Annotated in this window: 23 protein-coding genes and 1 pseudogene; 13 read left to right on the top strand and 11 right to left on the bottom strand. The window is 38.5% G+C overall.

What is annotated here, in order from left to right:
- Window positions 1–76: 76 nt before the first annotated feature.
- Together dapF and lexA are read right to left on the bottom strand one after the other, a co-directional pair.
- Window positions 77–901, bottom strand: a complete 825-nt coding sequence (gene dapF / locus ABW51_RS06025) for a diaminopimelate epimerase (RefSeq protein WP_053465987.1) — start codon at window positions 899–901, stop codon at window positions 77–79.
- 142 nt (window positions 902–1,043) lie between these two features.
- Window positions 1,044–1,667, bottom strand: a complete 624-nt coding sequence (lexA, locus tag ABW51_RS06020; protein WP_053465986.1) for a transcriptional repressor LexA — start codon at window positions 1,665–1,667, stop codon at window positions 1,044–1,046.
- 174 nt (window positions 1,668–1,841) lie between these two features.
- Between lexA and plsB the strand changes: the two genes are divergently transcribed.
- Window positions 1,842–4,271 (top strand): glycerol-3-phosphate 1-O-acyltransferase PlsB, encoded by a 2,430-nt coding sequence (plsB, locus tag ABW51_RS06015; RefSeq protein ID WP_053465985.1) that lies wholly within the window; start codon window positions 1,842–1,844, stop codon window positions 4,269–4,271.
- A 406-nt stretch (window positions 4,272–4,677) separates the two neighbouring features.
- Here plsB and ABW51_RS06010 read toward each other — a convergent pair whose 3' ends face one another.
- On the bottom strand, window positions 4,678–5,730 hold the full coding sequence (locus ABW51_RS06010) for an extracellular solute-binding protein (RefSeq protein ID WP_053465984.1): 1,053 nt from the start codon (window positions 5,728–5,730) through the stop codon (window positions 4,678–4,680).
- Window positions 5,731–5,869: 139 nt separating this feature from the next.
- Between ABW51_RS06010 and ABW51_RS06005 the strand changes: the two genes are divergently transcribed.
- Window positions 5,870–7,165: an NAD(P)/FAD-dependent oxidoreductase gene (locus ABW51_RS06005; RefSeq protein ID WP_053465983.1), complete on the top strand. Its 1,296-nt coding sequence runs from the start codon at window positions 5,870–5,872 to the stop codon at window positions 7,163–7,165.
- A gap of 59 nt (window positions 7,166–7,224) precedes the next feature.
- Here the strand turns inward: ABW51_RS06005 and ABW51_RS06000 are convergent, their stop codons facing one another.
- Entirely contained in the window at window positions 7,225–7,602 is a 378-nt protein-coding gene (locus tag ABW51_RS06000; RefSeq protein ID WP_053465982.1) for a PRD domain-containing protein, read from the bottom strand.
- A 114-nt stretch (window positions 7,603–7,716) separates the two neighbouring features.
- On the opposite strand from ABW51_RS06000, the gene ABW51_RS05995 reads away from it, so the two are divergent.
- The 4 genes from ABW51_RS05995 to purT all read left to right on the top strand — a co-directional run bounded on the left by ABW51_RS05995 (window position 7,717) and on the right by purT (window position 10,816).
- A complete protein-coding gene (locus ABW51_RS05995; protein WP_005635675.1) occupies window positions 7,717–8,319 on the top strand; it encodes a beta-phosphoglucomutase family hydrolase in 603 nt (200 codons plus the stop codon).
- On the top strand, window positions 8,319–8,792 hold the full coding sequence (locus tag ABW51_RS05990; RefSeq protein WP_053465981.1) for a YqaA family protein: 474 nt from the start codon (window positions 8,319–8,321) through the stop codon (window positions 8,790–8,792). Before ABW51_RS05995 ends, ABW51_RS05990 begins: the two co-directional genes overlap by 1 nt.
- Before the next feature lie 330 nt (window positions 8,793–9,122).
- Entirely contained in the window at window positions 9,123–9,626 is a 504-nt protein-coding gene (gene luxS / locus ABW51_RS05985) for an S-ribosylhomocysteine lyase (RefSeq protein WP_009499584.1), read from the top strand.
- An 8-nt stretch (window positions 9,627–9,634) separates the two neighbouring features.
- Window positions 9,635–10,816, top strand: coding sequence for a formate-dependent phosphoribosylglycinamide formyltransferase (purT, locus tag ABW51_RS05980; protein ID WP_053465980.1), 1,182 nt, complete (start codon window positions 9,635–9,637; stop codon window positions 10,814–10,816).
- On the opposite strand, the gene ABW51_RS10565 is transcribed toward purT, so the two are convergent.
- The gene (locus ABW51_RS10565) at window positions 10,811–11,002 is read right to left on the bottom strand and encodes an IS3 family transposase (RefSeq protein ID WP_442902641.1); all 192 of its coding nucleotides are present in this window, start codon (window positions 11,000–11,002) and stop codon (window positions 10,811–10,813) included. The two genes, purT and ABW51_RS10565, sit on opposite strands and share 6 nt — an antisense overlap.
- Before the next feature lie 229 nt (window positions 11,003–11,231).
- Between ABW51_RS10565 and ABW51_RS10160 the strand changes: the two are divergent.
- A pseudogene (locus tag ABW51_RS10160) lies at window positions 11,232–11,330 on the top strand (ketol-acid reductoisomerase); the annotation flags it as partial.
- Window positions 11,331–11,437: 107 nt separating this feature from the next.
- On the opposite strand, the gene glpX reads toward ABW51_RS10160, so the two are convergent.
- Window positions 11,438–12,451: a class II fructose-bisphosphatase gene (glpX, locus tag ABW51_RS05975; protein ID WP_053465979.1), complete on the bottom strand. Its 1,014-nt coding sequence runs from the start codon at window positions 12,449–12,451 to the stop codon at window positions 11,438–11,440.
- Window positions 12,452–12,611: 160 nt separating this feature from the next.
- On the opposite strand from glpX, the gene ABW51_RS05970 reads away from it, so the two are divergent.
- From ABW51_RS05970 to ABW51_RS10155, 4 genes are all read left to right on the top strand, one after another.
- Window positions 12,612–12,830, top strand: coding sequence for a cell division protein ZapB (locus ABW51_RS05970; RefSeq protein ID WP_005627167.1), 219 nt, complete (start codon window positions 12,612–12,614; stop codon window positions 12,828–12,830).
- A gap of 107 nt (window positions 12,831–12,937) precedes the next feature.
- Window positions 12,938–13,378, top strand: coding sequence for an FMN-binding protein MioC (gene mioC / locus ABW51_RS05965; RefSeq protein WP_053465978.1), 441 nt, complete (start codon window positions 12,938–12,940; stop codon window positions 13,376–13,378).
- Window positions 13,375–13,809 (top strand): D-aminoacyl-tRNA deacylase, encoded by a 435-nt coding sequence (gene dtd, locus ABW51_RS05960; protein ID WP_053465977.1) that lies wholly within the window; start codon window positions 13,375–13,377, stop codon window positions 13,807–13,809. Before mioC ends, dtd begins: the two co-directional genes overlap by 4 nt.
- A gap of 287 nt (window positions 13,810–14,096) precedes the next feature.
- A complete protein-coding gene (locus tag ABW51_RS10155) occupies window positions 14,097–14,264 on the top strand; it encodes a hypothetical protein (protein ID WP_197271845.1) in 168 nt (55 codons plus the stop codon).
- A 70-nt stretch (window positions 14,265–14,334) separates the two neighbouring features.
- Here the strand turns inward: ABW51_RS10155 and ispF are convergent, their stop codons facing one another.
- The 3 genes from ispF to ftsB are packed head-to-tail and all read right to left on the bottom strand — an operon-like array spanning window position 14,335 to window position 15,763.
- Window positions 14,335–14,811 (bottom strand): 2-C-methyl-D-erythritol 2,4-cyclodiphosphate synthase, encoded by a 477-nt coding sequence (gene ispF, locus ABW51_RS05955; protein ID WP_009500705.1) that lies wholly within the window; start codon window positions 14,809–14,811, stop codon window positions 14,335–14,337.
- Window positions 14,808–15,485 (bottom strand): 2-C-methyl-D-erythritol 4-phosphate cytidylyltransferase, encoded by a 678-nt coding sequence (gene ispD, locus ABW51_RS05950; RefSeq protein WP_053465976.1) that lies wholly within the window; start codon window positions 15,483–15,485, stop codon window positions 14,808–14,810. The genes ispF and ispD overlap by 4 nt, the downstream gene beginning before the upstream one ends.
- On the bottom strand, window positions 15,485–15,763 hold the full coding sequence (gene ftsB, locus ABW51_RS05945; RefSeq protein WP_005627159.1) for a cell division protein FtsB: 279 nt from the start codon (window positions 15,761–15,763) through the stop codon (window positions 15,485–15,487). The genes ispD and ftsB overlap by 1 nt, the downstream gene beginning before the upstream one ends.
- Before the next feature lie 225 nt (window positions 15,764–15,988).
- Between ftsB and hel the strand changes: the two genes are divergently transcribed.
- Together hel and ABW51_RS05935 are read left to right on the top strand one after the other, a co-directional pair.
- Entirely contained in the window at window positions 15,989–16,813 is an 825-nt protein-coding gene (hel, locus tag ABW51_RS05940; RefSeq protein ID WP_053465975.1) for a lipoprotein e(P4), read from the top strand.
- A 176-nt stretch (window positions 16,814–16,989) separates the two neighbouring features.
- The gene (locus ABW51_RS05935) at window positions 16,990–17,673 is read left to right on the top strand and encodes an rRNA large subunit pseudouridine synthase E (RefSeq protein WP_053465974.1); all 684 of its coding nucleotides are present in this window, start codon (window positions 16,990–16,992) and stop codon (window positions 17,671–17,673) included.
- A 63-nt stretch (window positions 17,674–17,736) separates the two neighbouring features.
- Here ABW51_RS05935 and ppx read toward each other — a convergent pair whose 3' ends face one another.
- Window positions 17,737–19,266, bottom strand: a complete 1,530-nt coding sequence (gene ppx, locus ABW51_RS05930) for an exopolyphosphatase (protein WP_053465973.1) — start codon at window positions 19,264–19,266, stop codon at window positions 17,737–17,739.
- A gap of 7 nt (window positions 19,267–19,273) precedes the next feature.
- A complete protein-coding gene (gene tamB, locus ABW51_RS05925; RefSeq protein WP_053465972.1) occupies window positions 19,274–23,170 on the bottom strand; it encodes an autotransporter assembly complex protein TamB in 3,897 nt (1,298 codons plus the stop codon).
- Window positions 23,171–23,175: the final 5 nt, after the last annotated feature.

Genomic DNA, 23,175 nt, shown 5'->3' with positions numbered 1-23,175 from the left:
AAACACTAAAACGAAAACGTTTGCGTGAATAGGAAATAAAATCCCCATCTTTAATAATTTGATGGGGATAAGAAGATTAAAGGGTTATAAAACCGTCATATACATGGGTCGCTTCGCCTGTCATATAAAGTGGATGACCAACGCCATTCCATTCAATGATTAATGAACCGCCTGGCAAATCGACTTGAACTCGATTGTTCAATAAACCTTGCATAATTCCAACTGCAACAGCTGCACAAGCTCCGCTTCCACAGGCTTGGGTTTCTCCAGCACCACGTTCATAAACTCTAAGTTTAATATGCTCTTTATTGATGATTTGCATAAAACCAGCATTGACACGTTCGGGAAAGCGTTCGTGGCTTTCTAGCAAAGGACCAAGTTGTTCAACATTTGCTGTTTGAATATTATCTACTTGTACAACACAATGAGGATTTCCCATTGAAACGGCACCACATAAGACGGTTTGAATGTCTGTGCGTAGGATGTAATTTTTCTCGAATTTATTTGCGGTAAATGGAATTTTTGCTGGCTCCCAAATAGGTTCGCCCATATTCACACGAATTTGGTTATCGTCTTTTACCGTTAGAACCATATTGCCTTTTTGCGTGCTAACCGCGATGTCTTTTTTGTTAGTCAATCCTTTTAATGTCACAAAACGAGCAAAACAGCGGGCACCATTTCCGCATTGCGAAACTTCACTTCCATCGGCATTGAAAATACGATAATGAAAATCGAGTTCAGGATCATAAGGTGGCTCAACAAGCAAAAGCTGATCAAAACCAATTCCACGGTGGCGATCAGCTAAGCGTTGAATGGTTTCTGACGTAAAAAAAACATTTTGAGTAACACCGTCAACCACAACAAAATCGTTGCCTAATCCGTGCATTTTGGAAAACTGCATTTTTCCATCCTTTATTTAAATTCAAGATTGATTGCATTATAGAGAGCGGTAAAAAGAATGGCAAATTCAGAATTTTAGATTAAGAAAAGTGCGGTAAAACACAGGAAATTTTTACCGCACTTTATTCGCTGATTTACTCAGATTACATCCAAGCATTATTGCGAATGATCCCTACGGCAATGCCTTCAATCTCAAAGTTTTCTTGTTCTTCAAGATTTACCACGATTGGATCAAATTCTTCATTTTCTGCGTGTAGATAAATGATAGAACCTTTTTTCTCAAGGCGTTTTACCGTCACTTCATCTTCAATACGGGCAACGACAATTTGTCCATTACGTACATCCTTGGTGCTATGTACAGCTAATAAATCACCATCTAAGATACCAATGTCTTTCATGGATTGACCATAAACTTTTAGTAAGAAATTTGCTTGTGGCTTAAACATATCAGCATCTACGCGATAAGTTGCTTCGATATGTTGTTCTGCAAGAATCGGTTCTCCAGCCGCTACGCGCCCCACAAGTGGTAAACCATCAAATTCTTCATTTGCGCTATTGTCTAAAATGCGGATACCGCGAGATGCGCCTGGAATAATTTCAATCGCACCTTTGCGTGAAAGCGCTTTTAAATGTTCTTCTGCCGCATTGGGTGATTTAAAGCCTAACTCTCGAGAGATTTCGGCTCGTGTTGGTGGCATGCCTGTTGTTTCTAAATGACGTTTTAATAAATCCAACACTTCTTGTTGGCGTGCTGTTAATGGTCTCATATACACTCCTGTTTTTAAATACAGATAACTGTTATTGTATACAGATTTTGTGAAGTTGCAATAGTTATTTTTTAAATCTGTGCCTTAGGTCACATTTTGTCACCAAATTTTTTGAAGTAGTTGAGATCGGATGTGTTAAAATATTTCAAATTTACAACAAAGAGAAAATTTATCATGGCAAATTTTGTAAATATGTATCGCCAATTATTGAGCTTGCCTCTGTCATTATTAGTGAAAAATAATCCAATTCCAGCCAATCCGATAGAAGAGCTTTCCCTCAATATTCACCAACCTGTTGTTTATGTTTTGCCTTATACTTCTCAAACCGATTTCGTTATTTTCCGTCGAAATTGTTTGGCGTTAGGTTTGCCTGATCCTGCTGAGAAAAATGAAATTGCAGGTGTGAAGTTGCCTCGTTATGTCTATTTAGATGAGGGACGCCGCATTTTTAAATCGAAAGGTGCGAAAGATGAAACCACCACGATCTTCAATAAATACCTCGAATTACACCGCACTTCTGAGAGTTTAGATGTGCAACTTATTCCAGTTTCTGTCCTTTGGGGGCGTTCTCCTGGGCATGAAGATAAATCTGGCTTGCCTAACTTGCGTTTGTTAAATGGCATGCAAAAAACTTTTGCTGCTATTTGGTTTGGGCGTGATACTTTTGTACGTTTTTCTCAAGCCGTTTCATTACGTTATATGGTGAATGAGCATGGCTCCGATGAAAAAATTGCGCAAAAGCTAGCTCGAGTTGCAAAAATGCATTTTGCTAAACAGCGCATTTCTGCCACTGGTCCGCGTTTACCGAATCGCCAAGCTATGTTTAATAAATTATTGCAATCAGAAGCGATTCAACGTGCGATTGAAGATGAAGCAAAATCGAAAAATATCAGTATTGAAAAAGCTCAAAAAGAAGCACATAAGATTTTGGATGAAATTGCTGCAGATGTAAGCCATTCAAGTTTACGAGCGGCTGATCGTTTTTTACGTTGGCTTTGGAATAAACTTTATTCTGGTATTGATGTGCAAAATGCAGATCGCGTACGTAAATTAGCACTTGAAGGTCATGAGATTGTTTATGTGCCTTGTCACCGTAGTCATATCGACTATTTATTGCTTTCTTATGTGCTTTATCATCAAGGGCTTGTTCCACCGCATATCGCAGCAGGAATTAATTTAAATTTCTGGCCTGTGGGTAGAATGTTCCGCAGTTGGGGCGCATTCTTTATTCGCCGCACTTTTAAAGGAAATAGATTATATTCTGCAATCTTCCGCGAATATTTATCAGAGTTATTCCATCGTGGTTATTCGGTAGAATATTTTATTGAGGGGGGGCGTTCGCGCACTGGTCGTTTACTTGCGCCAAAAACAGGCATGATGTCGATGACATTTCAAGCGTTGCAACATAATCAAACTCGTCCAATTTCCGTTGTTCCAGTTTATGTAGGCTATGAGCATGTATTAGAAGTGGATACTTACGCAAAAGAATTGCGTGGAGCAGCGAAAGAAAAAGAAAATGCAGGTTTGGTTATTCGAGTAATAAAAAAATTACGCAATCTTGGTCAAGGTTTTGTGAATTTTGGTGAGCCAATTACGCTTTCAAACTATTTGAGCCAACATTTTCCTGATTGGAAAGAGCAAAATCACGAAGAAAAACCACAGTGGTTTGCTCCCGCAGTTGATTCTGTATCAAAACAGGTGATGGTAAACATTAATAAAGCTGCCGCGGTGAATGCAATGAATTTAGTTGGAACCGCATTACTGTCTTCTCGTCAGCGTGCACTTTCTCGTGAGCAACTTTTAGAACAATTGGCGAGTTACCAACAATTACTACAAAACGTGCCTTATTCCGCAGATGTTGTCTTGCCAACGGCTACGCCTGAAATGATGTTAAATCATGTATTAACGCTTGATCGTGTTGGCGTGTTAGTCGAAAAGGATAACTTTGGAGAAATTGTGCGTTTGGAACGCGCATCGGCCGTTTTGATGACTTACTATCGCAATAACATTCAACACTTATTTGTATTGCCGTCTTTGGTCGCAAGCATCATTTTGCATTACGAGGCGATTCAAAAAGATTTATTAGTGGAGGCTGTCGGCAAGATTTATCCGTTCTTAAAAGGTGAGTTATTCTTGCACTTTAGTGAAGAAGAGTTAAAAACTCAAATTCACCAAATTATTGATGAATTTTCGCGCCAACAGGTGATTAACTCTAATGATAATTTCTTATCTATCAATAAATCAAAAGTACGTATTTTACAACTTTGGTCTGCAGGAATGCGTGAAATCTTGCAACGTTATTACATTACTGTGACAATTTTGCAAAAACAACCAGATATTTCACGTGCAGAACTCGAAAAAGAAAGCCAACTTGTCGCACAGCGTTTATCTGTGTTACATGGTATTAATGCACCAGAGTTCTTTGATAAAGCCGTCTTCTCTATGTTCATTGCAAATTTAAGAGAGCAAGGTTATTTTGATGAATCAGGCAATGGCAATCTTGAAAAAATAGAATATTTGGCTTCAACGCTTTCTCATTTGATTTCAACGGAAATTTGTTTGACTGTCAAAGGAACGGTTGAAAAAGCAGAAGAACATGCTTAAGTCAGGTTTAAATTTTAGGAGCATCATTTGATGCTCCTTTTTTATATTAGCTATATAAGAAGTGCGGTGAATTTAATAGTCCAAAGAAACTTTCTATATGTCACATATATCTAAGAAATTCCTTTTTCTTGACATACTTTGAATACCGCCATTTTCAGTAATGAAATCGACGATATGCCTCCATCTGATAGAAAATGATACCATTAGCTTTGTTTATTATAAATACTAGTGGCTTCTTAATGCTCATTTTTCTATTAAGAATAGATTGAAGAACCTGTAATTTAAATTCGATTATGTAGTGTTTACCCATAATAAAATCTGCACCTCAATTGTTGGTTTGGTTAGTCCAACTTTTGGGGTACAGATCAAATTTTCACCGAACTTTTTTGTTTTCTAAATTTAGAAATTAATTGGTTTTTAATTTGCTCCAATATTTTTCATAAATATCGACCGCTTCTCCAACATCACCTTGCATAATCCCTTTTTCTACTTCTGATGCTGGTGGAAATAGTTTAGGATCGTTGGCAACTTCTGGGCTGAGTAATGCTTTGACTCCTTCATTTGGCATAGAAAAGCCCATGCGTTCTACCACAACTTTGGCATTTTCTGGACGAAGTAAGAAGTCAATGAACTTATGCGCACCTTCAACATTTTTTGCTGTAGTTGGAATCGCATAGTTATCCATCCAGAAAATTGCGCCTTCTTTTGGATACACAAATTGGAGAGATGGATTTTCTTTATGTGCTAAATAAGCAGAACCATTCCAAATCATACCAATTGTAGCTTCACCTTGTACGTAAGGGACTTCTGGCGAGTCAGAGTTAAAGGTTGCTACATTTGGTAAAAGTTTTTCTAAACGCTCATAAGCTGTTTTGATGTCTTCTTCATTGGTGGTATTTGGCGATTTACCATCAAGCAATAATGCTACGTGGAACACTTCACGCGCATCACTGGTCATAAGAACTTTGCCTTTAAATTCAGGTTTCCATAAATCCCCCCAGCTGGTGATAGTTTTAGGATCAATCTCATCAGCATTAACTTCAATACCTGTTAAGCCGTAAACATAAGGTAATGAATATTTATTTTCTGGGTCGAATTCTTTGTTTAATAAATGTTTAGGAATTTGATGAATATTGGTCAATTTACTTTGATCAATCGGTTGAAGCATCTTTTCCTTAATCATTTTATTTACGTAGTAACTTGATGGAAACACCAAATCATAGCCAGAGCCTGTATTCTGAGTAAGTTTGAGTTTCGCGTACATTTCTTCGTTGCTTTCAAAGGTAGAATAAATTACCTCGATGCCAGTTTCTTTAGAGAACTGTGCGACTAAATCAGAAGGCACATAGTCTGTCCAGTTATAGACGTAAAGTTTGTTATTGGCAAAAGCGGAAGCCGCGAAAAGTGCGGTGGTGGAAAGGAAAAGATTTTTGAGTGAGTGAGCAAAGAATTTTTTCAATTTATTGACCTCCGAGGGTTATCGTTCATCATAAAACACGCAAATTTTGCGCGTGCGCAGTATAGCATTTTTTCTAAAAGGTTTGACATATTTCCCTTTCGGGGTAAGATTTTGCCAGTTTTTTCCTAAGAGATTTTTTATGCTTAATTTTGCCTATCAAGAACACGTTCGCTCTTATTATTTCGACTCTCGTAACCAAGATTTTCAATTCCCACCGCTCACTCAAATTGAACATGCTGATGTATGTGTGATCGGGGCTGGATTTTTTGGTTTATCTGCAGCATTAGAACTGGCGGAGAAAGGAAAAAAAGTCATTGTCTTAGAGGGCGCAAGAGTAGGATTTGGTGCTTCTGGTCGCAGTGGTGGGCAGGCAATTAATGGCTTTGAAGAAGGCATTGATGAATACGTTAAACAAGTTGGCGAAGATAAAGCGCATAAACTTTGGAATATGTCATTAGAAGCCATTGATATTATTGATGAGCGTATTGAAAAATATGGCATTCAATGCGATTGGAAAAAAGGCTATGCTACATTGGCATTAAATGAACGCCGAATGGATGACTTAATTGAAATTGAAAAAGAAAGTCATGAGAATTTTGGCTATCAGAATATGCAGCTTTGGGATAAGGTTAAATTAAAACAGCACTTAGGCAGTGATATTTATGTAGGCGGCTTATTTGATAGTAACTCAGGGCATTTGCATCCACTTAATTATTGCTTAGGTTTAGCGAAAGCTTGTGTTGATCTGGGTGTTCAAATTTTTGAACAATCTCCTGTAGTGGATATGGTTGAGAAAAATGGTTGCATTGAGGTTAAAACAGCTAAAAGTGCGGTGATTTGTCAAGACGTTATTTTAGCCACCAATGCTTATATTGATGCTCTCCCGAGATCTATTCATCACGGAATTAATCGTAAAATATTACCTGTGGAAAGTTTTATTATCGCCACAGAGCCGCTAAGCCAAGCGGTTGCTGATTCCGTAATTAATAATGGAATGTCGGTGTGCGATAACAATTTATTATTAGACTATTATCGTTTAAGTGCAGACAATCGCTTGCTCTTTGGTAGTGATTCTAGCTCAGAAAAAGATATGGTCGCAATTATGCGGAAAAATATGTTACGCGTATTCCCGCAACTTGAACATGTAAAAATCGATTATGGCTGGGCTGGCCCGATTGATATGACGTTAAACTCAACGCCACATTTTGGTCGTATTTCTCCGCACATTTATTTTGCTCATGGTTATTCTGGTCACGGTGTTGCTTTGACTGGTCTTGCGGGACGAATTGTAGCGGAGGCGATTTTGGGCGACGATGGACGTTTATCTATTTTTGAAAGCCTGAAAGTCCCCTCTGTTTATGGTGGTCGAATTATCAAAGATCTTGCGACAAAGATTGGTGTGCAGTATTACAAATTTCTAGATAAATATCGTTAAGATATCAAAATGACCTAGTTTAAAAGCTAGGTCATTTTTTATAAGTGGACTTATTGATATTACATCACATGCCTTAATTGCTTCTGTTCAAGAATCAAAGAATGAATGTTTGCTAAAAAATAAGTTTGTTCTGCTTCAGGAATGGAAAATGGCATCAACTTGAGCAAATCTTGATGGATGGCTAAAACTTGTGGAAAAATGACCGCACTTTGAATTTCTTCGAACATTTCTGGATAAAGTGGTGAAACGCAAGCCCCTCGTTCTATTCGACCTAAGCTGCAAGCAATGTGGAGTAGCATAAAATCCACTTGAGGCGTATTCACATCAACTTGCCAGTAATTAGTTAATCGATCTCGTAAACGAAATACCACATCAATAATAGATTGATTTATTTGCTTGCGAATTTTCCAACGTTCTAGTTGCTTAAATAACCGCATTTGTTTTTGTTAGTTCAAAATTTGTTCATTAATTTACCGCACTTTACTGAAATAAAACAGTGCACAGATCACAGTTTTGTAGCAAAATGGTAAAAAATTTGTAAGGATGTAAAAATGTTAGATTATGAGATGTTCAATCCATATGAAGGATTGATTTTTGATATGGATGGAACTTTAATCGATACCATGCCCGTGCATGCACAGGCTTGGACGATGGTGGGAGAGCGATTTGGCTATGAATTTGATTGCCAAATTATGTATAACTTCGGCGGAGCGACGGTTCGAACCATTGCGGGAGAAATGATGAAAGCGGCGAATATGCCACTTGATCGAATTGAGGATGTGTTGGCTGCAAAACGCGAGTTGTCTTATCAACTTATTCCGACTCAATCAAAGTTATTGCCAACCTTTGAAATTGTTAAATCTTTTCATCAGAAAAAGCCGATTGCTCTTGGATCTGGCTCACACCGTAAAATTATTGATATGTTGATGGATAAACTGGCTATCGCACCTTACTTTAATGCCATTGTCAGTGCAGATGATGTAAAAGAACATAAACCGCATCCAGAAACTTTTTTACGTTGTGCGGAATTAATTCAAGCAAATCCAAGTCGTTGTATCGTATTTGAAGATGCGGATTTAGGTGTGCAAGCGGGATTAAATGCGGGAATGGACGTGTTTGATGTTCGCACACGAGAAATTATCTCGCCAAGATAATGGATATTTTTTCATTTTTTAGCGCTGATTTTTGGCAAACTCATGCGCTATGCCTTATGTTTGTCAGCGCATTTCTGAGTGCAACAGTATTACCAGGTAATTCAGAAGTTGTGTTTGTTGCTCTTACAGTCCCTAGATTGGCGCTGGGATCTTTATTTAGTACAGATATATTGGCACTCGTTTTTTTCGCCACGCTTGGCAATGGATTGGGGAGTTTAACTACTTACGGGATGGGGCGATGGATGCCAAAATTTGATCCAAAAAATCACCGCACTTTATGGGCAATAAATCAGCTACGGCGTTATGGGGCGATTACTTTACTTTTAAGCTGGCTGCCTGTCGTTGGTGATTTATTTTGTGCCATAGCAGGTTGGTTAAGATTAAATTTTGTGGCAAGTAGTCTCTTTATCTTTCTTGGAAAACTGGTTCGTTATGTTGCGTTATTGTTTTTTAGTGCACCATTCTTATTATAAAATGCGCAAGAAAAAGCCCCACAATGAATGCAGGGCAAATAACCTAAGGAACCAATTTTATTAAAACAACTGCAAGTTGCTTGTTCTATGAGACTAGCACTTTATAAGAAAGTTCAACATTTTCTGAAAATTTTTTAAATAAAAATTTGGGATAAAAAAGCCCCACAATAAATGTGGGGCAAATAACCTAAGGAACCAATTTTATTAAAACAACTGCAAGTTGCTTGTTACATAAGACAATGCGCCTTGCCATAAAGTTCATTAGAATTTGCAAAAAATGAACATTTATTCAAATTTATTTTTTATTTACTGATTTATAAGGAAAACTTTATGCCATTACTTGATAGTTTTAAAGTGGATCATACCAAAATGAATGCACCAGCAGTACGTGTAGCAAAAACGATGCGTACGCCAAAAGGTGATGACATTACCATTTTTGATTTACGTTTTTGTATTCCAAATAAAGAAATTCTTCCTCCAAAAGGTATTCATACTCTTGAACATTTGTTTGCGGGTTTCATGCGTGATCATTTAAATAGCGATAGCGTTGAAATTATTGATATTTCTCCGATGGGATGTCGCACGGGATTTTATATGTCCTTGATTGGTACGCCAAATGAACAGCAAGTCGCACAAGCTTGGTTGGCTTCAATGCAGGATATTTTAGGCGTGCAAGATCAAACAACTATCCCTGAATTAAATATCTATCAATGCGGTACTTATACCGAACATTCTTTGGAAGAAGCACACGAAATTGCAAAAAATGTTATCGCACGCGGTGTAGGCGTGAATAAAAATGAAGATTTGGCACTCGATGATTCGTTATTAAAATAGGAGAAATCATGACAACAATTGGCACAGCATTAACCCCTAATGCAACCAAAGTAATGATGTTGGGTTCTGGTGAACTGGGTAAAGAAGTAGTGATTGAATTGCAACGTTTAGGCGTTGAAGTTATTGCAGTTGATCGCTATGAAAATGCCCCAGCACAACAAGTGGCACATCGTGCATACACTATTTCTATGTTAGATGGTGATGCATTGAAAGCGCTTGTGGAGAAAGAAAAGCCTGACTATATTGTTCCCGAAGTTGAAGCTATTTCAACTGCCACTTTGGTTGAATTAGAACAAGCCGGCTTTAATGTTGTGCCGACTGCAAAAGCCACTCAACTTACGATGAATCGTGAAGGGATTCGTCGTCTAGCTTCAGAAGAGTTAGGGCTACCAACTTCGCCTTACCAATTTGTGGATAATTTTTCAGGCTTTCAAAGTGCGGTCGAAAAAATTGGTATTCCTTGTGTGGTGAAACCGATTATGTCTTCTTCTGGACATGGGCAAAGCATTTTAAAGTCTAAAGATGACATTCAAAAAGCTTGGGATTACGCGCAAGAAGGTGGGCGAGCGGGAGCTGGTCGAGTAATTGTTGAAGGTTTTGTCAAATTTGATTATGAAATCACGTTACTGACAGTACGCCATATCAATGGTACAAGTTTCCTCGCGCCAATAGGTCATCGTCAAGAAGATGGTGATTATCGGGAATCTTGGCAGCCTCAAGCTATGTCAGATATTGCATTATCAAAAGCGCAATCGATTGCTGAGAAGATTACTGGTGCATTGGGTGGATTCGGTATTTTTGGTGTAGAGATGTTTGTGTGTGGTGATGAGGTGATTTTCAATGAAGTATCACCTCGTCCTCATGATACTGGAATGGTAACGCTGATTTCTCAAGAGCTTTCTGAATTCGCTTTACATGCTCGTGCGATCTTAGGTTTACCAATCCCAGAAATTACGTTGATTAGCCCATCGGCGTCTAAAGCTATTGTTGTGGAAGGCAAATCACAAAATGTGCAATTTGGTGGAATCGAAAAAGCACTGGCACAACCTCATACTAATATTCGATTATTTGGTAAAGGTGAAGTAAATGGTCATCGACGCTTAGGCGTTTTACTTGCGCGTGATGTATCCGTTGAAAAAGCGTTGGAAAAAGTAAAACAAGCTTATGAACAGCTAGAAATTAGTTTATAAAAGCCGAAAGTGCGGTAAAAATTGCTCTGACTCCAAAAAGTTAGACTGTGATTTAAAGGATTGTTTTCGATATTGTATCGGACTCAGTCCTTTTAATTTTAGTTGAATCTGTCGATGACTATAGTAATCCAAATGATCTCTAACTGTATCAACTACCTCCCCCTCTAGTGTTGAATTTCTGACTATAAAAATATTCCATTTTTAATCGCCCAAAGAAACTTCCCATAGAGGTATTGTTCGAGTAATTCCCTTTTCTAGACATATTTTGAATGATGCTATTTTCTGCCAAGATTTGACGATAGGTTTAAAATTCTTAAATGTAATAGGTTTTCTTCCGTTTTAGGTGGAGGATGCATTTTAGCATAGTGAGGCTTCATAGATGGTTGTCCTGATATTTTATGAGGTATGCTATTGCGATGTAAACGATGCAATTCGTAACTATCCTGTTGAATTAATCGGTCAAGAATTACGTGGTTATATGACTGATATGAAACGTATCGCTGTTGCGGGTTAATACTGAATTAGACCAAATTAAAAACCGACTTTGTGAATGCAACGTCGGTTTTTTTATTTTTTAACCTAAAGTGCGGTGAAATTTCACCGCACTTTTGTTTGTCCCAACTAAATATTCAAAATCTTATAAATTTCAGAATCTTTACGATCTAGATAATGGATAGATTGGATTTTACGAATTGTGCGGGATTTTCCGCGAATTAAAATTGTTTCAGTGCTAGCCAAATTGCCCTTTCGTGAGATACCTTTAAGCAAATCGCCATTGGTGATACCCGTTGCGGTAAATACAAGGTTGTCATCACGCACAAGATCTTCAAGTTTTAACACTTCATTGATTTTTACGCCTAATACTTCACAACGCTGAATTTCATCGTCAGCAACTTTTTTATTTTCTTCCGTATCACCTTTTACTTCGTTACGAGGAAGTAAACGAGCTTGCATATCGCCACCTAATGCACGAATTGCAGCTGCAGCAGCCACACCTTCTGGTGCGCCACCGATTCCGTAAAGAAGATCGACTTCGGCATCAGGCAAACAGCACAATACGGAACCTGCCACATCACCATCAGGAATTGCCATCACTCTCACGCCCAAGTTATGCATTTGTTTAATTACCGCATCATGACGAGGTTTTGCCAATACCATTACGGTGAGATCAGAAAGGGATTTTCCTAGCTTAGATGCGACACGGCGAAGATTTTGTTCTAGAGGTAAAGTTAAATCAATCATACCTTTAACATCGGGACCAACCACCAATTTTTCCATATACATATCTGGTGCTTTTAAAAAGGTATTTCTACCGCCGGCAGCCAAGACAGAAATAGCATTAGACTGACCCATTGCGGTCATACGCGTGCCATCAATAGGATCAACGGCGATAGAAACCAATTCTCCCATGCCAGAACCGACTTTTTCACCAATATAAAGCATTGGTGCTTCATCAATTTCCCCTTCACCAATCACGATTTCAGCATCCATATGAATTAAGTTCAGCATATAACGCATGGCTTTCACTGCTGCATCGTCAGCTGCATTTTTATCCCCTCGACCAAGCCACATATGAGCCGCTAACGCAGCTGCCTCAGTCACTCGTGAAAATTCAATAGCCAATGCACGATTCATCATTATTCTCCTTCTGCTTACTTTTCTAGATCATGGCAAAATGACGTTATTTTATCACCGCGTAATCGTTTGCATAATAATTTTTTCTCCAACGCTTTAAAAAGGCAAATTTACTGGGTAAAATACTCTAAAACTTACCCATATTTAAAAGGAAATCATTATGTCTTTAGAAATTTTAGACCAGCTTGAAGAAAAAATTAAACAAGCGGTAGAAACAATCCAATTGCTTCAATTAGAAGTTGAAGAATTAAAAGAGAAAAACGCAGAATCTCACAGAAATATCGAAAGTTTACAAACTGAAAACGAACAACTGAAAAATGAACACCGCAACTGGCAAGAACATATTCGTTCATTGCTTGGCAAATTTGATAACGTTTAATCGTAATAAAAGGCTTAGAAAATCTAAGCCTTTTTATTTTAATCATTTCAAAAATATTTTTTACTTTTCCCTCGAATTAGGGAAGAAAATAAATACAGGATAATCAAATGCACATTTGCATTCTCTCTGGCAGCACTTTAGGTGGCGCAGAATATGTTGCCGAACATTTAAACGATGTTTTAGAAACTCAAGGTTTTTCCACCGCTCTTTTTCATGGACCAAGTTTATCCGATATCGAAAATGAAAAAATTTGGCTTGTTGTGACTTCAACTCATGGTGCGGGCGAGTTGCCAGATAATTTAAAACCTCTATTTGATAAATTAGCTAAAAGTCAAAGCGATTTTTCAGATGTTCGTTTTGCCGTCGTTGGATTAGGTAATTCTGATTATGATACTTTTTGCTATGCAGCGGAAAAAGTGGAGCAAGCGCTTCAAGAAAAAAGTGCGGTAAAAATTTGCGAGACTTTAAAAATTGACGTGCTAAACGTGGATGATCAAGAAGGCTACGCCGAAGCATGGTTACCGAATTTTATTGAGGGATTAAAATGATTGCCTTAATCCAGCGTGTCACCCAAGCGAAAGTTGATGTAAACGGTGAAACAATAGGACAAATTGGCAAAGGTTTACTGGTTTTGCTTGGTGTAGAAAAAGAAGATAATCAAGAGAAAGCGGATAGACTTGCTGAAAAAGTGCTTAATTATCGAATTTTCAGTGATGAAAATGACAAAATGAACTTAAATGTTCAACAAGCACAAGGTGAATTACTTATTGTTTCACAATTTACATTAGCTGCGGATACACAAAAAGGTTTGCGTCCAAGCTTTTCAAAAGGTGCACCCCCAGCATTGGCTAATGAATTATATGAATACTTTATCCAAAAGTGCGGCGAGAAATTACCTGTTTCAACAGGGCAATTTGCAGCGGATATGCAAGTGAGTTTAACCAACGATGGCCCAGTTACGTTTTGGTTAAACGTATAAATAAGAACGGTTGAGTTAGTAATAAGACAAGATTTTTGAATTTTAGAAAATTAAGCACGCTAAATAGCTTAACTAATGGAATATCTGCGTTAAACGTACATATTCCATTAGTCAACGTCAACTAACAACATAGTACCTAACAACAAGGTTGGTGAGCAAAAAGGCGAACTGAAGCCCTCCATTGCTCCCTCGTCCATAAATGGACGTTTCCTCTCACCAATGGCCACTTTAATAACAAAGGTGAATTATTACCCACTGCCATTATCACTGATTAGGGACAATCGGGAATGTCAGACAACAGCCCGCCAAACCCAATAGGCAAAGTGCACAGCGCAATGCCAAATGGCACAAACATCCATTCTTGCGCCCAAATCTTTTCATTTATAGTCTGTGTTATCAGCTACAAACTCACTGTACAGGAATATGGTATGCCTTTTCCTAGGTTAAAACTGTGATCTAGATCACAAAAATAAAAATGCAGTGAAATTCTTTTAAAAATTTCACCGCACTTTTAAGAATAAACAATTATTGTCGGATTAAAAGGGCAACGGCTTCACAAGCAATCCCTTCTTGTCTTCCTGTAAAGCCTAATTTTTCAGTAGTCGTTGCTTTCACATTGACTTGCTCAATATCGCATTGTAGGTCTTCAGCTATTTTGGCACGCATGGCATCAATATGTGGGCGCATTTTAGGTGCTTGTGCAATGATAGTGACATCGACATTACCAATTTTATATCCCTTTTCTTGCACTTGACGAAATGCTTCACGCAATAGCCCACGACTATCCGCATTTTTATATTGCATATCGGTATCAGGGAAAAGCTTTCCAATATCACCTAGAGCGGCGGCTCCCAAGATTGCATCAGTTAAGGCATGTAATGCCACATCGCCATCAGAGTGCGCAATAAACCCAGTATGATAAGGCACTTCTACGCCGCCGATAATTAATGGGCGATTTTCACCAAACGCATGAACATCAAAACCGTGTCCAATTCTGATCATAATTTATTCCTTGTTAAATAAAATTCTGCTAATGCTAAATCTTCTGGACGAGTCACTTTTAAATTATCACTACGCCCAGCCACCAAGTGCGGTTGAAATCCTGCGAGTTCCATTGCCGATGCTTCATCCGTTATATTTGCACCTTGTTGAATCCCTGTGGAAAGCGCATTTCTTAATATATCTACTGGGAAAAACTGTGGTGTCATCGCTTGCCAAAGTTGACGACGATCTTCTGTTTTCACGATACATTGCTGATTATCCGCTCGTTTAATCGTATCCGTTGCTGGGATTGCCAAAATTGCCCCATGTTCATCTTCAATGGCTAGCAATTTATCAATATCAGCGTGTTGCAAACAAGGGCGAGCAGCATCATGAACAAGCACCCACGCATTTTTTTCCTCAATTGCGTTTAAACCATTTAATACGGATTCAGCTCGTGTTGCGCCACCTTCTACTAACTGAATTTTACTAGGGAGTGATAGCTTAGCAATATAAGGATCATCTTTGTTCACCGTCAAAAGAATTTTAGATATAGCAGGATGAGAGAGCATAACATCAAGCGTGTGTTCGAGCAGTGTTTTGCCAAGTAGCGTTAAATATTGTTTAGGTTTATCCGCTTGCATTCGCGAGCCCACACCAGCAGCAGGCAATACCGCAATAATTGAACGAGCCATTATTTATTCTCTTTCACAATGTGATAAAACACTTCGTTTTCTTTCACCATGCCATGTTGCATTCGTGCACGTTCTTCAATGGCCTCAAAGCCTTTGGTTAGTCCTTGAATCTCCGCATTGATACGTTGGTTGCGTTGAGACAGTTTTTCATTTTCCGCTTGGTTTTCTACAATCTTTGCGGCAGTGTCGCGGTAATCGAAGAAACCATTACGGCCAAACCATAAGTCATATTGGAACAAAGCTAATACGGCAAAAAGAATGAGAATAAGGAGTCGCATAAAAATGTTGGTGATGAATAAAATTACGGCTAGTTTACCGTGAAAAGGGGGGAAAGGCGATAGGATAAAAAAGAAAGTGCGGTAAGTTTTACATCTAAACTTCGCGTTAAAAATGTGACGAACATCACAAATTTAATAGAATTACCAAGAAATCGCCCCAAAAAATAAAAAGGCTTGCTATACTCTCCCCGTTTTTACTAACCCTAAAGTCAAAAGGAATATAACATGAAAACAACGTTAAAAATGACCGCACTTGCTGCTCTTTCTGCTCTTGTCTTAGCTGGCTGTGGTGCACACCAAATGAAATCAGAAGAACACGCAAAAATGCAATTGCAACAACAAGCTGTTCTTGGCTTAAACTGGATGCAAGATTCTGGTGAATATAAAGCATTAGCTTATCAAGCGTACAATGCGGCAAAAGTTGCATTTGACCACGCAAAAGTGGCAAAAGGTAAGAAAAAAGCAGTTGTGGTTGATTTAGATGAAACCATGTTAGATAACAGCCCTTATGCTGGCTGGCAAGTTCAAAATAACAAACCATTCGATGGTAAAGATTGGACTCGTTGGGTAGACGCGCGTCAATCTCGTGCAGTTCCTGGTGCGGTAGAATTTAATAATTACGTAAACAGCCACAAAGGTAAAATGTTCTATGTAACAAACCGCAAAGATAGCTCTGAAAAAGCAGGCACTATCGATGATATGAAACGTTTAGGTTTCAATGGCGTGGAAGAATCTGCATTTTATTTGAAAAAAGACAAATCAGCTAAAGCGGCTCGTTTTGCAGAAATTGAAAAACAAGGCTATGAAATCGTGCTTTATGTAGGTGATAACTTAGATGATTTTGGCGATACCGTATATGGCAAATTAAACGCTGACCGTCGTGCATTCGTTGATCAAAACCAAGGCAAATTTGGTAAAACTTTCATCATGTTACCTAACGCAAACTACGGTGGCTGGGAAGGTGGTTTAGCTGATAGCTACTTCAAAAAAGATACCAAAGGCAAAATCAAAGCTCGTTTAGATGCAGTACAAGCTTGGGATGGTAAATAATTTTCCATTAAAAAATCGATTTAAATATCGATTCTGAAAATTTAGTTTTGGGGCTAAGCTCAGTTTTTACTGGCTTAGCCTTTTTAGTTTTTTAGATTAACTCAAGTAATCATCATTACTACAGCTTGAAGTTTTGCTATGATGTTGCAAGTCTTTCAAAATAGAAATCTAATTCAATGAAGAAAAATTTTTCGGCAGGAAAATTGCCGTCTAAAGGAAAAAGTGCGGTTAATTTTCACCGCACTTTTAAGCCAAAATCAAAACCTCAAACGCTGTCGTTGGATGAAACCAAGGTTATGTTATTCAATAAACCTTTTGATGTGCTCACTCAATTTACCGATGAACAAGGGCGCGTTACCTTAAAAGATTTTATTTCAATTCCAAATGTTTATGCGGCAGGTCGATTAGATAGAGACAGTGAAGGATTATTGATTTTAACCAATAATGGCGAATTACAACATCGTTTGGCTGATCCAAAATTTAAAACAGAAAAAACTTATTGGGTGCAAGTGGAAGGCATCCCTGAAGAAACCGATTTAGCACAGCTCAGAAAAGGTGTAGAACTCAAAGATGGCATGACAAAACCCGCTCAAGTGCGGTTAATTTCAGAACCAAATTTATGGGAACGCAATCCACCTATCCGAGAACGGAAAAATATTCCCACAAGCTGGTTAGAAATTAAAATTAGTGAAGGACGCAACCGCCAAGTGCGAAGAATGACTGCGCATATTGGCTTCCCCACTTTACGATTAGTGAGAGTGAGTATGGGATCATTATCTATTAATGGATTAGAGAATGGCTCATTTAGATTATTATCATTGGATGAAATAAAAGCATTATTTCAGACCGTCAAATTATAAAAATAGGGCAAGTATTTCGCTTGCCCTAAATTTTTTTCCCATAAATATTGAGCAGAAAGATAATTAATAAAAAACTAAACTGCTTTCAAACTCTTTCAGAAGATTACTTTCAGCTCGCAATTCATTCCAAATTAATGGGTTACGGTCTAAGTATCCGCTTTCAAAATTCAATGTCCAATCATTCAAAGTGCGGTGCATTTCAAGGGTGAAATTTTTTGCAGTTTCTGTTGCTTGACGGGATTTATTGAGAATAACCGCAAGACGAAGCAATCGCATTAAAGCCATCACATCTTGCTCGCTATAACGTGCAAATTTAAAAAATTCAGCAGGTTTAAGCGTGCCAATATGCCAACGCACTAACGCAGTAAGCAAACGTTGCTGTTCACGATCAAAACCTGGTAATTCCATATTTTGTAAGATATAAGCCGAATGTTTTTGTAAACCTTTGTGATTAATCACAATGCCTACTTCATGCAAGCGCGCTGCCCAAAGCAGGATTTCGCGCATTTCTTCAATAAATTCTGTTGATTGCCAATCTTTATATTTTGCACTGAGTAAATTAGCACTATCCGCAACGCGGTGGGCTTGGGCTTGGTCAATATTGAATTGTTCGCTTAATCCCCAAGCTGTACGTGCTCGAATATCTGCTACTTGAAAGTTTTTCTCTAGGCTATAAATGACACCTTCACGCAATGCGCCGTCAGAATAGCGCATTTGTTGAATATGAAAAACTTCAAACACCGCACTTAAAATGGCTAAACCTGGTACAAAAACATCTACGCGGTCTTGGTTTAAACCGTTAATATTTAGCTCAGTAAAATGCTTGGCTTGTAGCGTTTGCTCAATTAAAGCATTTAATCGCTCAGCAGTAATGGTTCCATTAGGATCAAGATTAGAGGCAATTACGTGTGCAACAGTTTTTATCGTTCCAGATGAACCTAGCACAGATTGCCAACCTAATTTGCGATATTCAAAGCCTAAATCTTCGATTTTATTGACCGCACTTTGACGCGCGCGTTGAAAGTTTTCTGGAGAAATGACACCATCGGTAAAAAATTGAGTCGCAAAACTCACACATCCCATGTGGCGGCTTTCAGCCATAAGCGGCGTGAAATCATCGCCGATAATCATTTCTGTCGAGCCTCCACCAATATCCACAACGAGCTTTCTGCCCTTTTCTGGTTGCGTGTGGCATACGCCAGCGTAGATGGTTTTAGCTTCCGTTTGCCCACTAATAATATTAATAGGATAGGGGAAAACCTTGGCTGCTTGACGTAAAAATTCGTCATTATTGATGGCTCTGCGTAATGTGTAAGTGCCAACTACATTGACGTTTTCCATAGGAAAACCTTGTAAACGTTCGGCAAATAAGGCTAAGCAATTCACGCCACGCGTGATAGCCTCTTGATTAAGCATCGCATTTTCATCTAAGCCTTCCGCGAGTTTAACTTTTTGTTTTAAGCGAGAAAGTACTTGGATTGAGCCGTTTACAATACGAGCAACAATCATATGAAAGCTGTTTGAGCCAAGATCAATTGCGGCAATTTCACGTACATTGCCACGATGCTTGGGTTCTAAAATAGCGTTATTCATAACATTCCTAAAATTCAAATTTATAAAGCAAATCAAACACTTGGTTGGTGCTAGAGACGGATTGAAAATAAAGCTGTGGCATTAGGCGATAACGTAATGTGACTTCAGCTAAGCCATCAAATAAACCTACGCCATATTTTATTTGTAAGCGATTGGTAATATTTCCACTTACTGTAACCTTAGATTTATCGCCCACGCCAGATGTACCAAGGTTTAAATCTTGAATACCAAAAACTTCGCCAATACTGCCCACTAATTTACCACTCTTGGAAATACCTAAACCAATTAATGCTGCGCCAACTGATCCCGTTGAACCCACTTCTCCGCTGCTTTCCAACGAACGACCTGTTAATAAATAAGAAAGTGCTTGATCTTGTGGTTTGCTCGGTTCACTGAAAATAGTGACTTCTGGGCTATCGGCTATGCCAATCACTCTCACTCCAGCAGTAATTTTGCTGTCTTCCATTGCTTCAGGATTACGAATAGCCTCAATATTCAACGTAGGTTGTGCCGCTTGCCCAGAAAAACTAATAAGCCCTTTACGAATGAGTAAATCTTGTCCGAAAGAAGCATAGCGACCTTTGGTTAAATTGATTTGCCCGAATAAACCTAAATTGCCTTTGTCTTGTTTCACAGAAAGTAAACCATCAAGATTGGTTTTTAAGCCATAGGCATCAAGGCTGACGTCTTTACCAATATTGATGCGTAAATCAGAGCGAATTTCCATTCCTGATTTCGTTTTTGCGGCAAATTCACGTTTAATCAGTTCTTCTTTGCTTTTATGAGGGCCATTTAAAATTACCTCATCTTCGCTGACTGGTTCCGCGGTGTCTGGTAAGCTATCAATCTTAATACGCGCCCAAGGAATATCCACTGTTCCGCTTAAATTCAATTCCTTCGGATTGGCTTTTACCGTGATATTTGGACTGAAACGTAGTTTCGCCATAGAAGGAATATCCACGTTGAAATTATTTGCTTGCGCATTCAATTCTGTTGTCCAATGTTCGATATTCGCCCAGTTTGCTCGGCCAGTTAAATTCAAACGGCTATCGCTAGTTTCAATTTTGCCCTGTAAAGTGGAATTATTACCGTGGAAATGTACGGCAATATCGCCATCAGTAATATTGACTGGCATAGATTTTAAGTTGGTACGAATATTGCGAATATTGAAGTGGCCATTTAATAATGGTTTCTCTAAATTCCCGCCGAAACTCAACTTCGAGACTACCTCACCATTCACTGATTCACCGCTAGTAAGTAGCTGATTTGCGATCGATAGGTTTAATCGTTCTATCACAAGGCTACCGCCAAGTTGGCGATTTTTCGCAAGATCGTTTAAATGAATATCGCCTACAATTCTGCCTTGATTATGTACGTTGATATCTGTTTTCAAAACCAAATTATTATTTTGAATATCGGCGTTAAGTGTTAATTTTGGAATATCTAATTTAAACGTGCGGTAATCCAATTTTTGAGAGAAGGCTAAATGATTGCCATCTACTTTGGCGGTAAATTGGGATGGTTTATCCGTAAACCAAGCAACATTACCTTGTGCCTGCAAGTTTCCTTTGAGGCTATCTTGTTCAATAAGTTTATTCACTAAATCCAAATTAACACGTTTAAATTGGAAAGGAATATTCCCTTGTTTGCCCACATTGAATGCCTGTGGGAAACATAACTCTACATCTGTGTTTTGCCAGCAATGTGCGGCAATATTGGCTTGAGTCTGTTTGTTATCGTAAGACACCGCAATCGCTTGATTGGATTTTACATCGCCAATCGGGGTTTCGAATTTTGCTTGTGAAAGTGTGCCTTTCCACTGTTCCAAAGTGCGGTCAAAATGTCCGTTAATTTGTAAATTTGCAGCAACAGGCTCACCTTGGGATTTAAGCGTTAACAGATGATTTTGTTCATCGCCAGATAAGGCGAGATCAAGTAAACGGAGTTTAACACTTTCACCATAATGAAGTTGCTCTGCCTTAACATTGAATTGTCCTTTAGCTAAAGGATCGCTTTTGATATTCCCTTTCGCGCTCGCTTTAGATAATTGGAAACCTTGCAAGTGTAAATTAGACGAGACTAAATCAAGATCAAGGTTTGGATTGGTGAACTGACCAGAAATAGCAGCATGCCCTTTCACATTACCGCTTAAATCAGACCATAAACCACGCAAATTCGGTGCATCAACATCTAATACAAAATCAGAATGGTCATCTAATACCCCTCTTGCGTTAAGATGATTTTCACCATATTTAACCTGTAAATCAGGTACAGTGAGAAGTACATTTTGATTGAGTGTTGCAGAGCCTTTTAAACTGATAGGTTTTGCAGAAAGCATTCCGTTTAAATCGGCCACAGGCACTTCTACTTGCCAGCCTTGAGAGCCTGCAAAACCACGCGAATGCAATTTACCAGATAGTGTTGCAGGCATTACAGGTACATAAAAACCGATATTCATTTTTTCTAAATCGGCTTGAATATCCCAGTTTGCACCATTTTTCCAATTTGCATTACCCACAAATTCACTTTTACCATCTAACGAAGCTATCCCTAATTTATTGACGGTTACTTCATAAAGTTTACCGTCGGCATTAAGATCCACTTTAGATGCAGGAATATAATCCATTCCATCTACGCCACCTTTAAGCTCAGCGTGATAATTCAGTAAATCCCCTGTGAGCTTAAGTGTCACATCATTAATTTTAAGTGGTGCCATTGTGTTTACAAAAGCGTATTGTCCTTTTGCCACGTTTAATGTGAGGTTTAAGGGCATTTTGTCTTGTGCTAATTGCACGTCGCCATTCAGTTCAGCATCTACTACACCTTTTATTTTCAAAGAAAGTGCGGTGGATTTTTTCAATGATCCCGAAAGTGTAAGATCCACATCACTCGCTGGCAGAATTTCTTTTCCAGCGGATTTCAACGGCTCCAAATGGGATTTTAAAGTTAAATCTAATGGCATATCGCCATCAAGTTGTAATTTACCTTGTGAATAAAGATTACCGAGCGAACTTTCAACCGATAATTTTTGTAATTGCAGTTGGTTATCGACGGTATCCGCCTGTGCAATCAGGCTTGGGATTTCAATAGAGTGAAGTGTTTCACCTTTTTCATTCACTGCTTGATAACGCCAATTTTTGCCTGAAATTTCAGGAATATGTAAATCAAAAGGAAGAATGATTTCTGATACATTACCTAAAAAAGCAGGCGTTAAAGATTGCTCAATTGCAGCCCAATCTACAGGTTTATTCGGTTGTTTTGCTTTCAGCTCAGGTTTAACTTCAGGCAATTTTTTTGCAATTACTGAAATATCGTTAATTTCAGTCGGCGCAATAGTTAAGCCTTTTTCATTATTTAAACTTACCGCACTTTCAAAATTTCCAAGCGTAATACTCGTCTGATCAATATTTACAGATAAATCTTGCACCACCAAATTTTCTGCATTGATACTAATTGGCAAGGAAATACGCTTCATCGGGCTAGACTTAGAATCATCAGGCGTTGATGGAGGCAATAATGCAGTATTAATCGCAATCGTCGGTTTATTTAAGGTAAAGTCACGTAAACAAACTTCACGTGAAAACAAACAACCAAAATCGAGCTGTAAACGTGCTTGTGCAATATGTGTCTCAATCCCAGCGGTTTGATAACGAACATTCTTTAACACCAAGCCATTTTGTAATCCGCCTTCAATTTGCTCAACGGAAAAACTATCAAGCAGTTTATCAGCAAGTTGAATTAACCCCCTTTGCCCCGCATCGAAAGAAAGTGCCCCTGCAACACCTAAAACAGGCACCAAAATGACCGCACTTCCAATACAAACAGCCTTGCGTACCCAATGTTTTTTATTAGGCTGCTCAGGTGATTTTGGTGAAATTTCTGATGGTTGTAGTTGTTCTGTCATAAATT

Origin of the sequence: Haemophilus sp. C1 (assembly GCF_001276515.1) — a bacterium.
Taxonomy (GTDB): domain Bacteria; phylum Pseudomonadota; class Gammaproteobacteria; order Enterobacterales; family Pasteurellaceae; genus Haemophilus.
This window is presented reverse-complemented; position numbering and strand designations above follow the sequence as displayed.

Excerpts from the sequence above, each read along its gene's own strand:
- dapF (WP_053465987.1), bottom strand. The coding sequence starts at position 901 with ATGCAGTTTTCCAAAATGCACGGATTAGGCAACGATTTTGTTGTGGTT.
- lexA (WP_053465986.1), bottom strand. The coding sequence starts at position 1,667 with ATGAGACCATTAACAGCACGCCAACAAGAAGTGTTGGATTTATTAAAA.
- plsB (WP_053465985.1), top strand. The coding sequence starts at position 1,842 with ATGGCAAATTTTGTAAATATGTATCGCCAATTATTGAGCTTGCCTCTG.
- ABW51_RS06005 (WP_053465983.1), top strand. The coding sequence starts at position 5,870 with ATGCTTAATTTTGCCTATCAAGAACACGTTCGCTCTTATTATTTCGAC.
- ABW51_RS06000 (WP_053465982.1), bottom strand. The coding sequence starts at position 7,602 with ATGCGGTTATTTAAGCAACTAGAACGTTGGAAAATTCGCAAGCAAATA.
- ABW51_RS05995 (WP_005635675.1), top strand. The coding sequence starts at position 7,717 with ATGTTAGATTATGAGATGTTCAATCCATATGAAGGATTGATTTTTGAT.
- ABW51_RS05990 (WP_053465981.1), top strand. The coding sequence starts at position 8,319 with ATGGATATTTTTTCATTTTTTAGCGCTGATTTTTGGCAAACTCATGCG.
- luxS (WP_009499584.1), top strand. The coding sequence starts at position 9,123 with ATGCCATTACTTGATAGTTTTAAAGTGGATCATACCAAAATGAATGCA.
- purT (WP_053465980.1), top strand. The coding sequence starts at position 9,635 with ATGACAACAATTGGCACAGCATTAACCCCTAATGCAACCAAAGTAATG.
- glpX (WP_053465979.1), bottom strand. The coding sequence starts at position 12,451 with ATGAATCGTGCATTGGCTATTGAATTTTCACGAGTGACTGAGGCAGCT.
- ABW51_RS05970 (WP_005627167.1), top strand. The coding sequence starts at position 12,612 with ATGTCTTTAGAAATTTTAGACCAGCTTGAAGAAAAAATTAAACAAGCG.
- mioC (WP_053465978.1), top strand. The coding sequence starts at position 12,938 with ATGCACATTTGCATTCTCTCTGGCAGCACTTTAGGTGGCGCAGAATAT.
- dtd (WP_053465977.1), top strand. The coding sequence starts at position 13,375 with ATGATTGCCTTAATCCAGCGTGTCACCCAAGCGAAAGTTGATGTAAAC.
- ABW51_RS10155 (WP_197271845.1), top strand. The coding sequence starts at position 14,097 with ATGTCAGACAACAGCCCGCCAAACCCAATAGGCAAAGTGCACAGCGCA.
- ispF (WP_009500705.1), bottom strand. The coding sequence starts at position 14,811 with ATGATCAGAATTGGACACGGTTTTGATGTTCATGCGTTTGGTGAAAAT.
- ispD (WP_053465976.1), bottom strand. The coding sequence starts at position 15,485 with ATGGCTCGTTCAATTATTGCGGTATTGCCTGCTGCTGGTGTGGGCTCG.
- ftsB (WP_005627159.1), bottom strand. The coding sequence starts at position 15,763 with ATGCGACTCCTTATTCTCATTCTTTTTGCCGTATTAGCTTTGTTCCAA.
- hel (WP_053465975.1), top strand. The coding sequence starts at position 15,989 with ATGAAAACAACGTTAAAAATGACCGCACTTGCTGCTCTTTCTGCTCTT.
- ABW51_RS05935 (WP_053465974.1), top strand. The coding sequence starts at position 16,990 with ATGAAGAAAAATTTTTCGGCAGGAAAATTGCCGTCTAAAGGAAAAAGT.
- ppx (WP_053465973.1), bottom strand. The coding sequence starts at position 19,266 with ATGAATAACGCTATTTTAGAACCCAAGCATCGTGGCAATGTACGTGAA.
- tamB (WP_053465972.1), bottom strand. The coding sequence starts at position 23,170 with ATGACAGAACAACTACAACCATCAGAAATTTCACCAAAATCACCTGAG.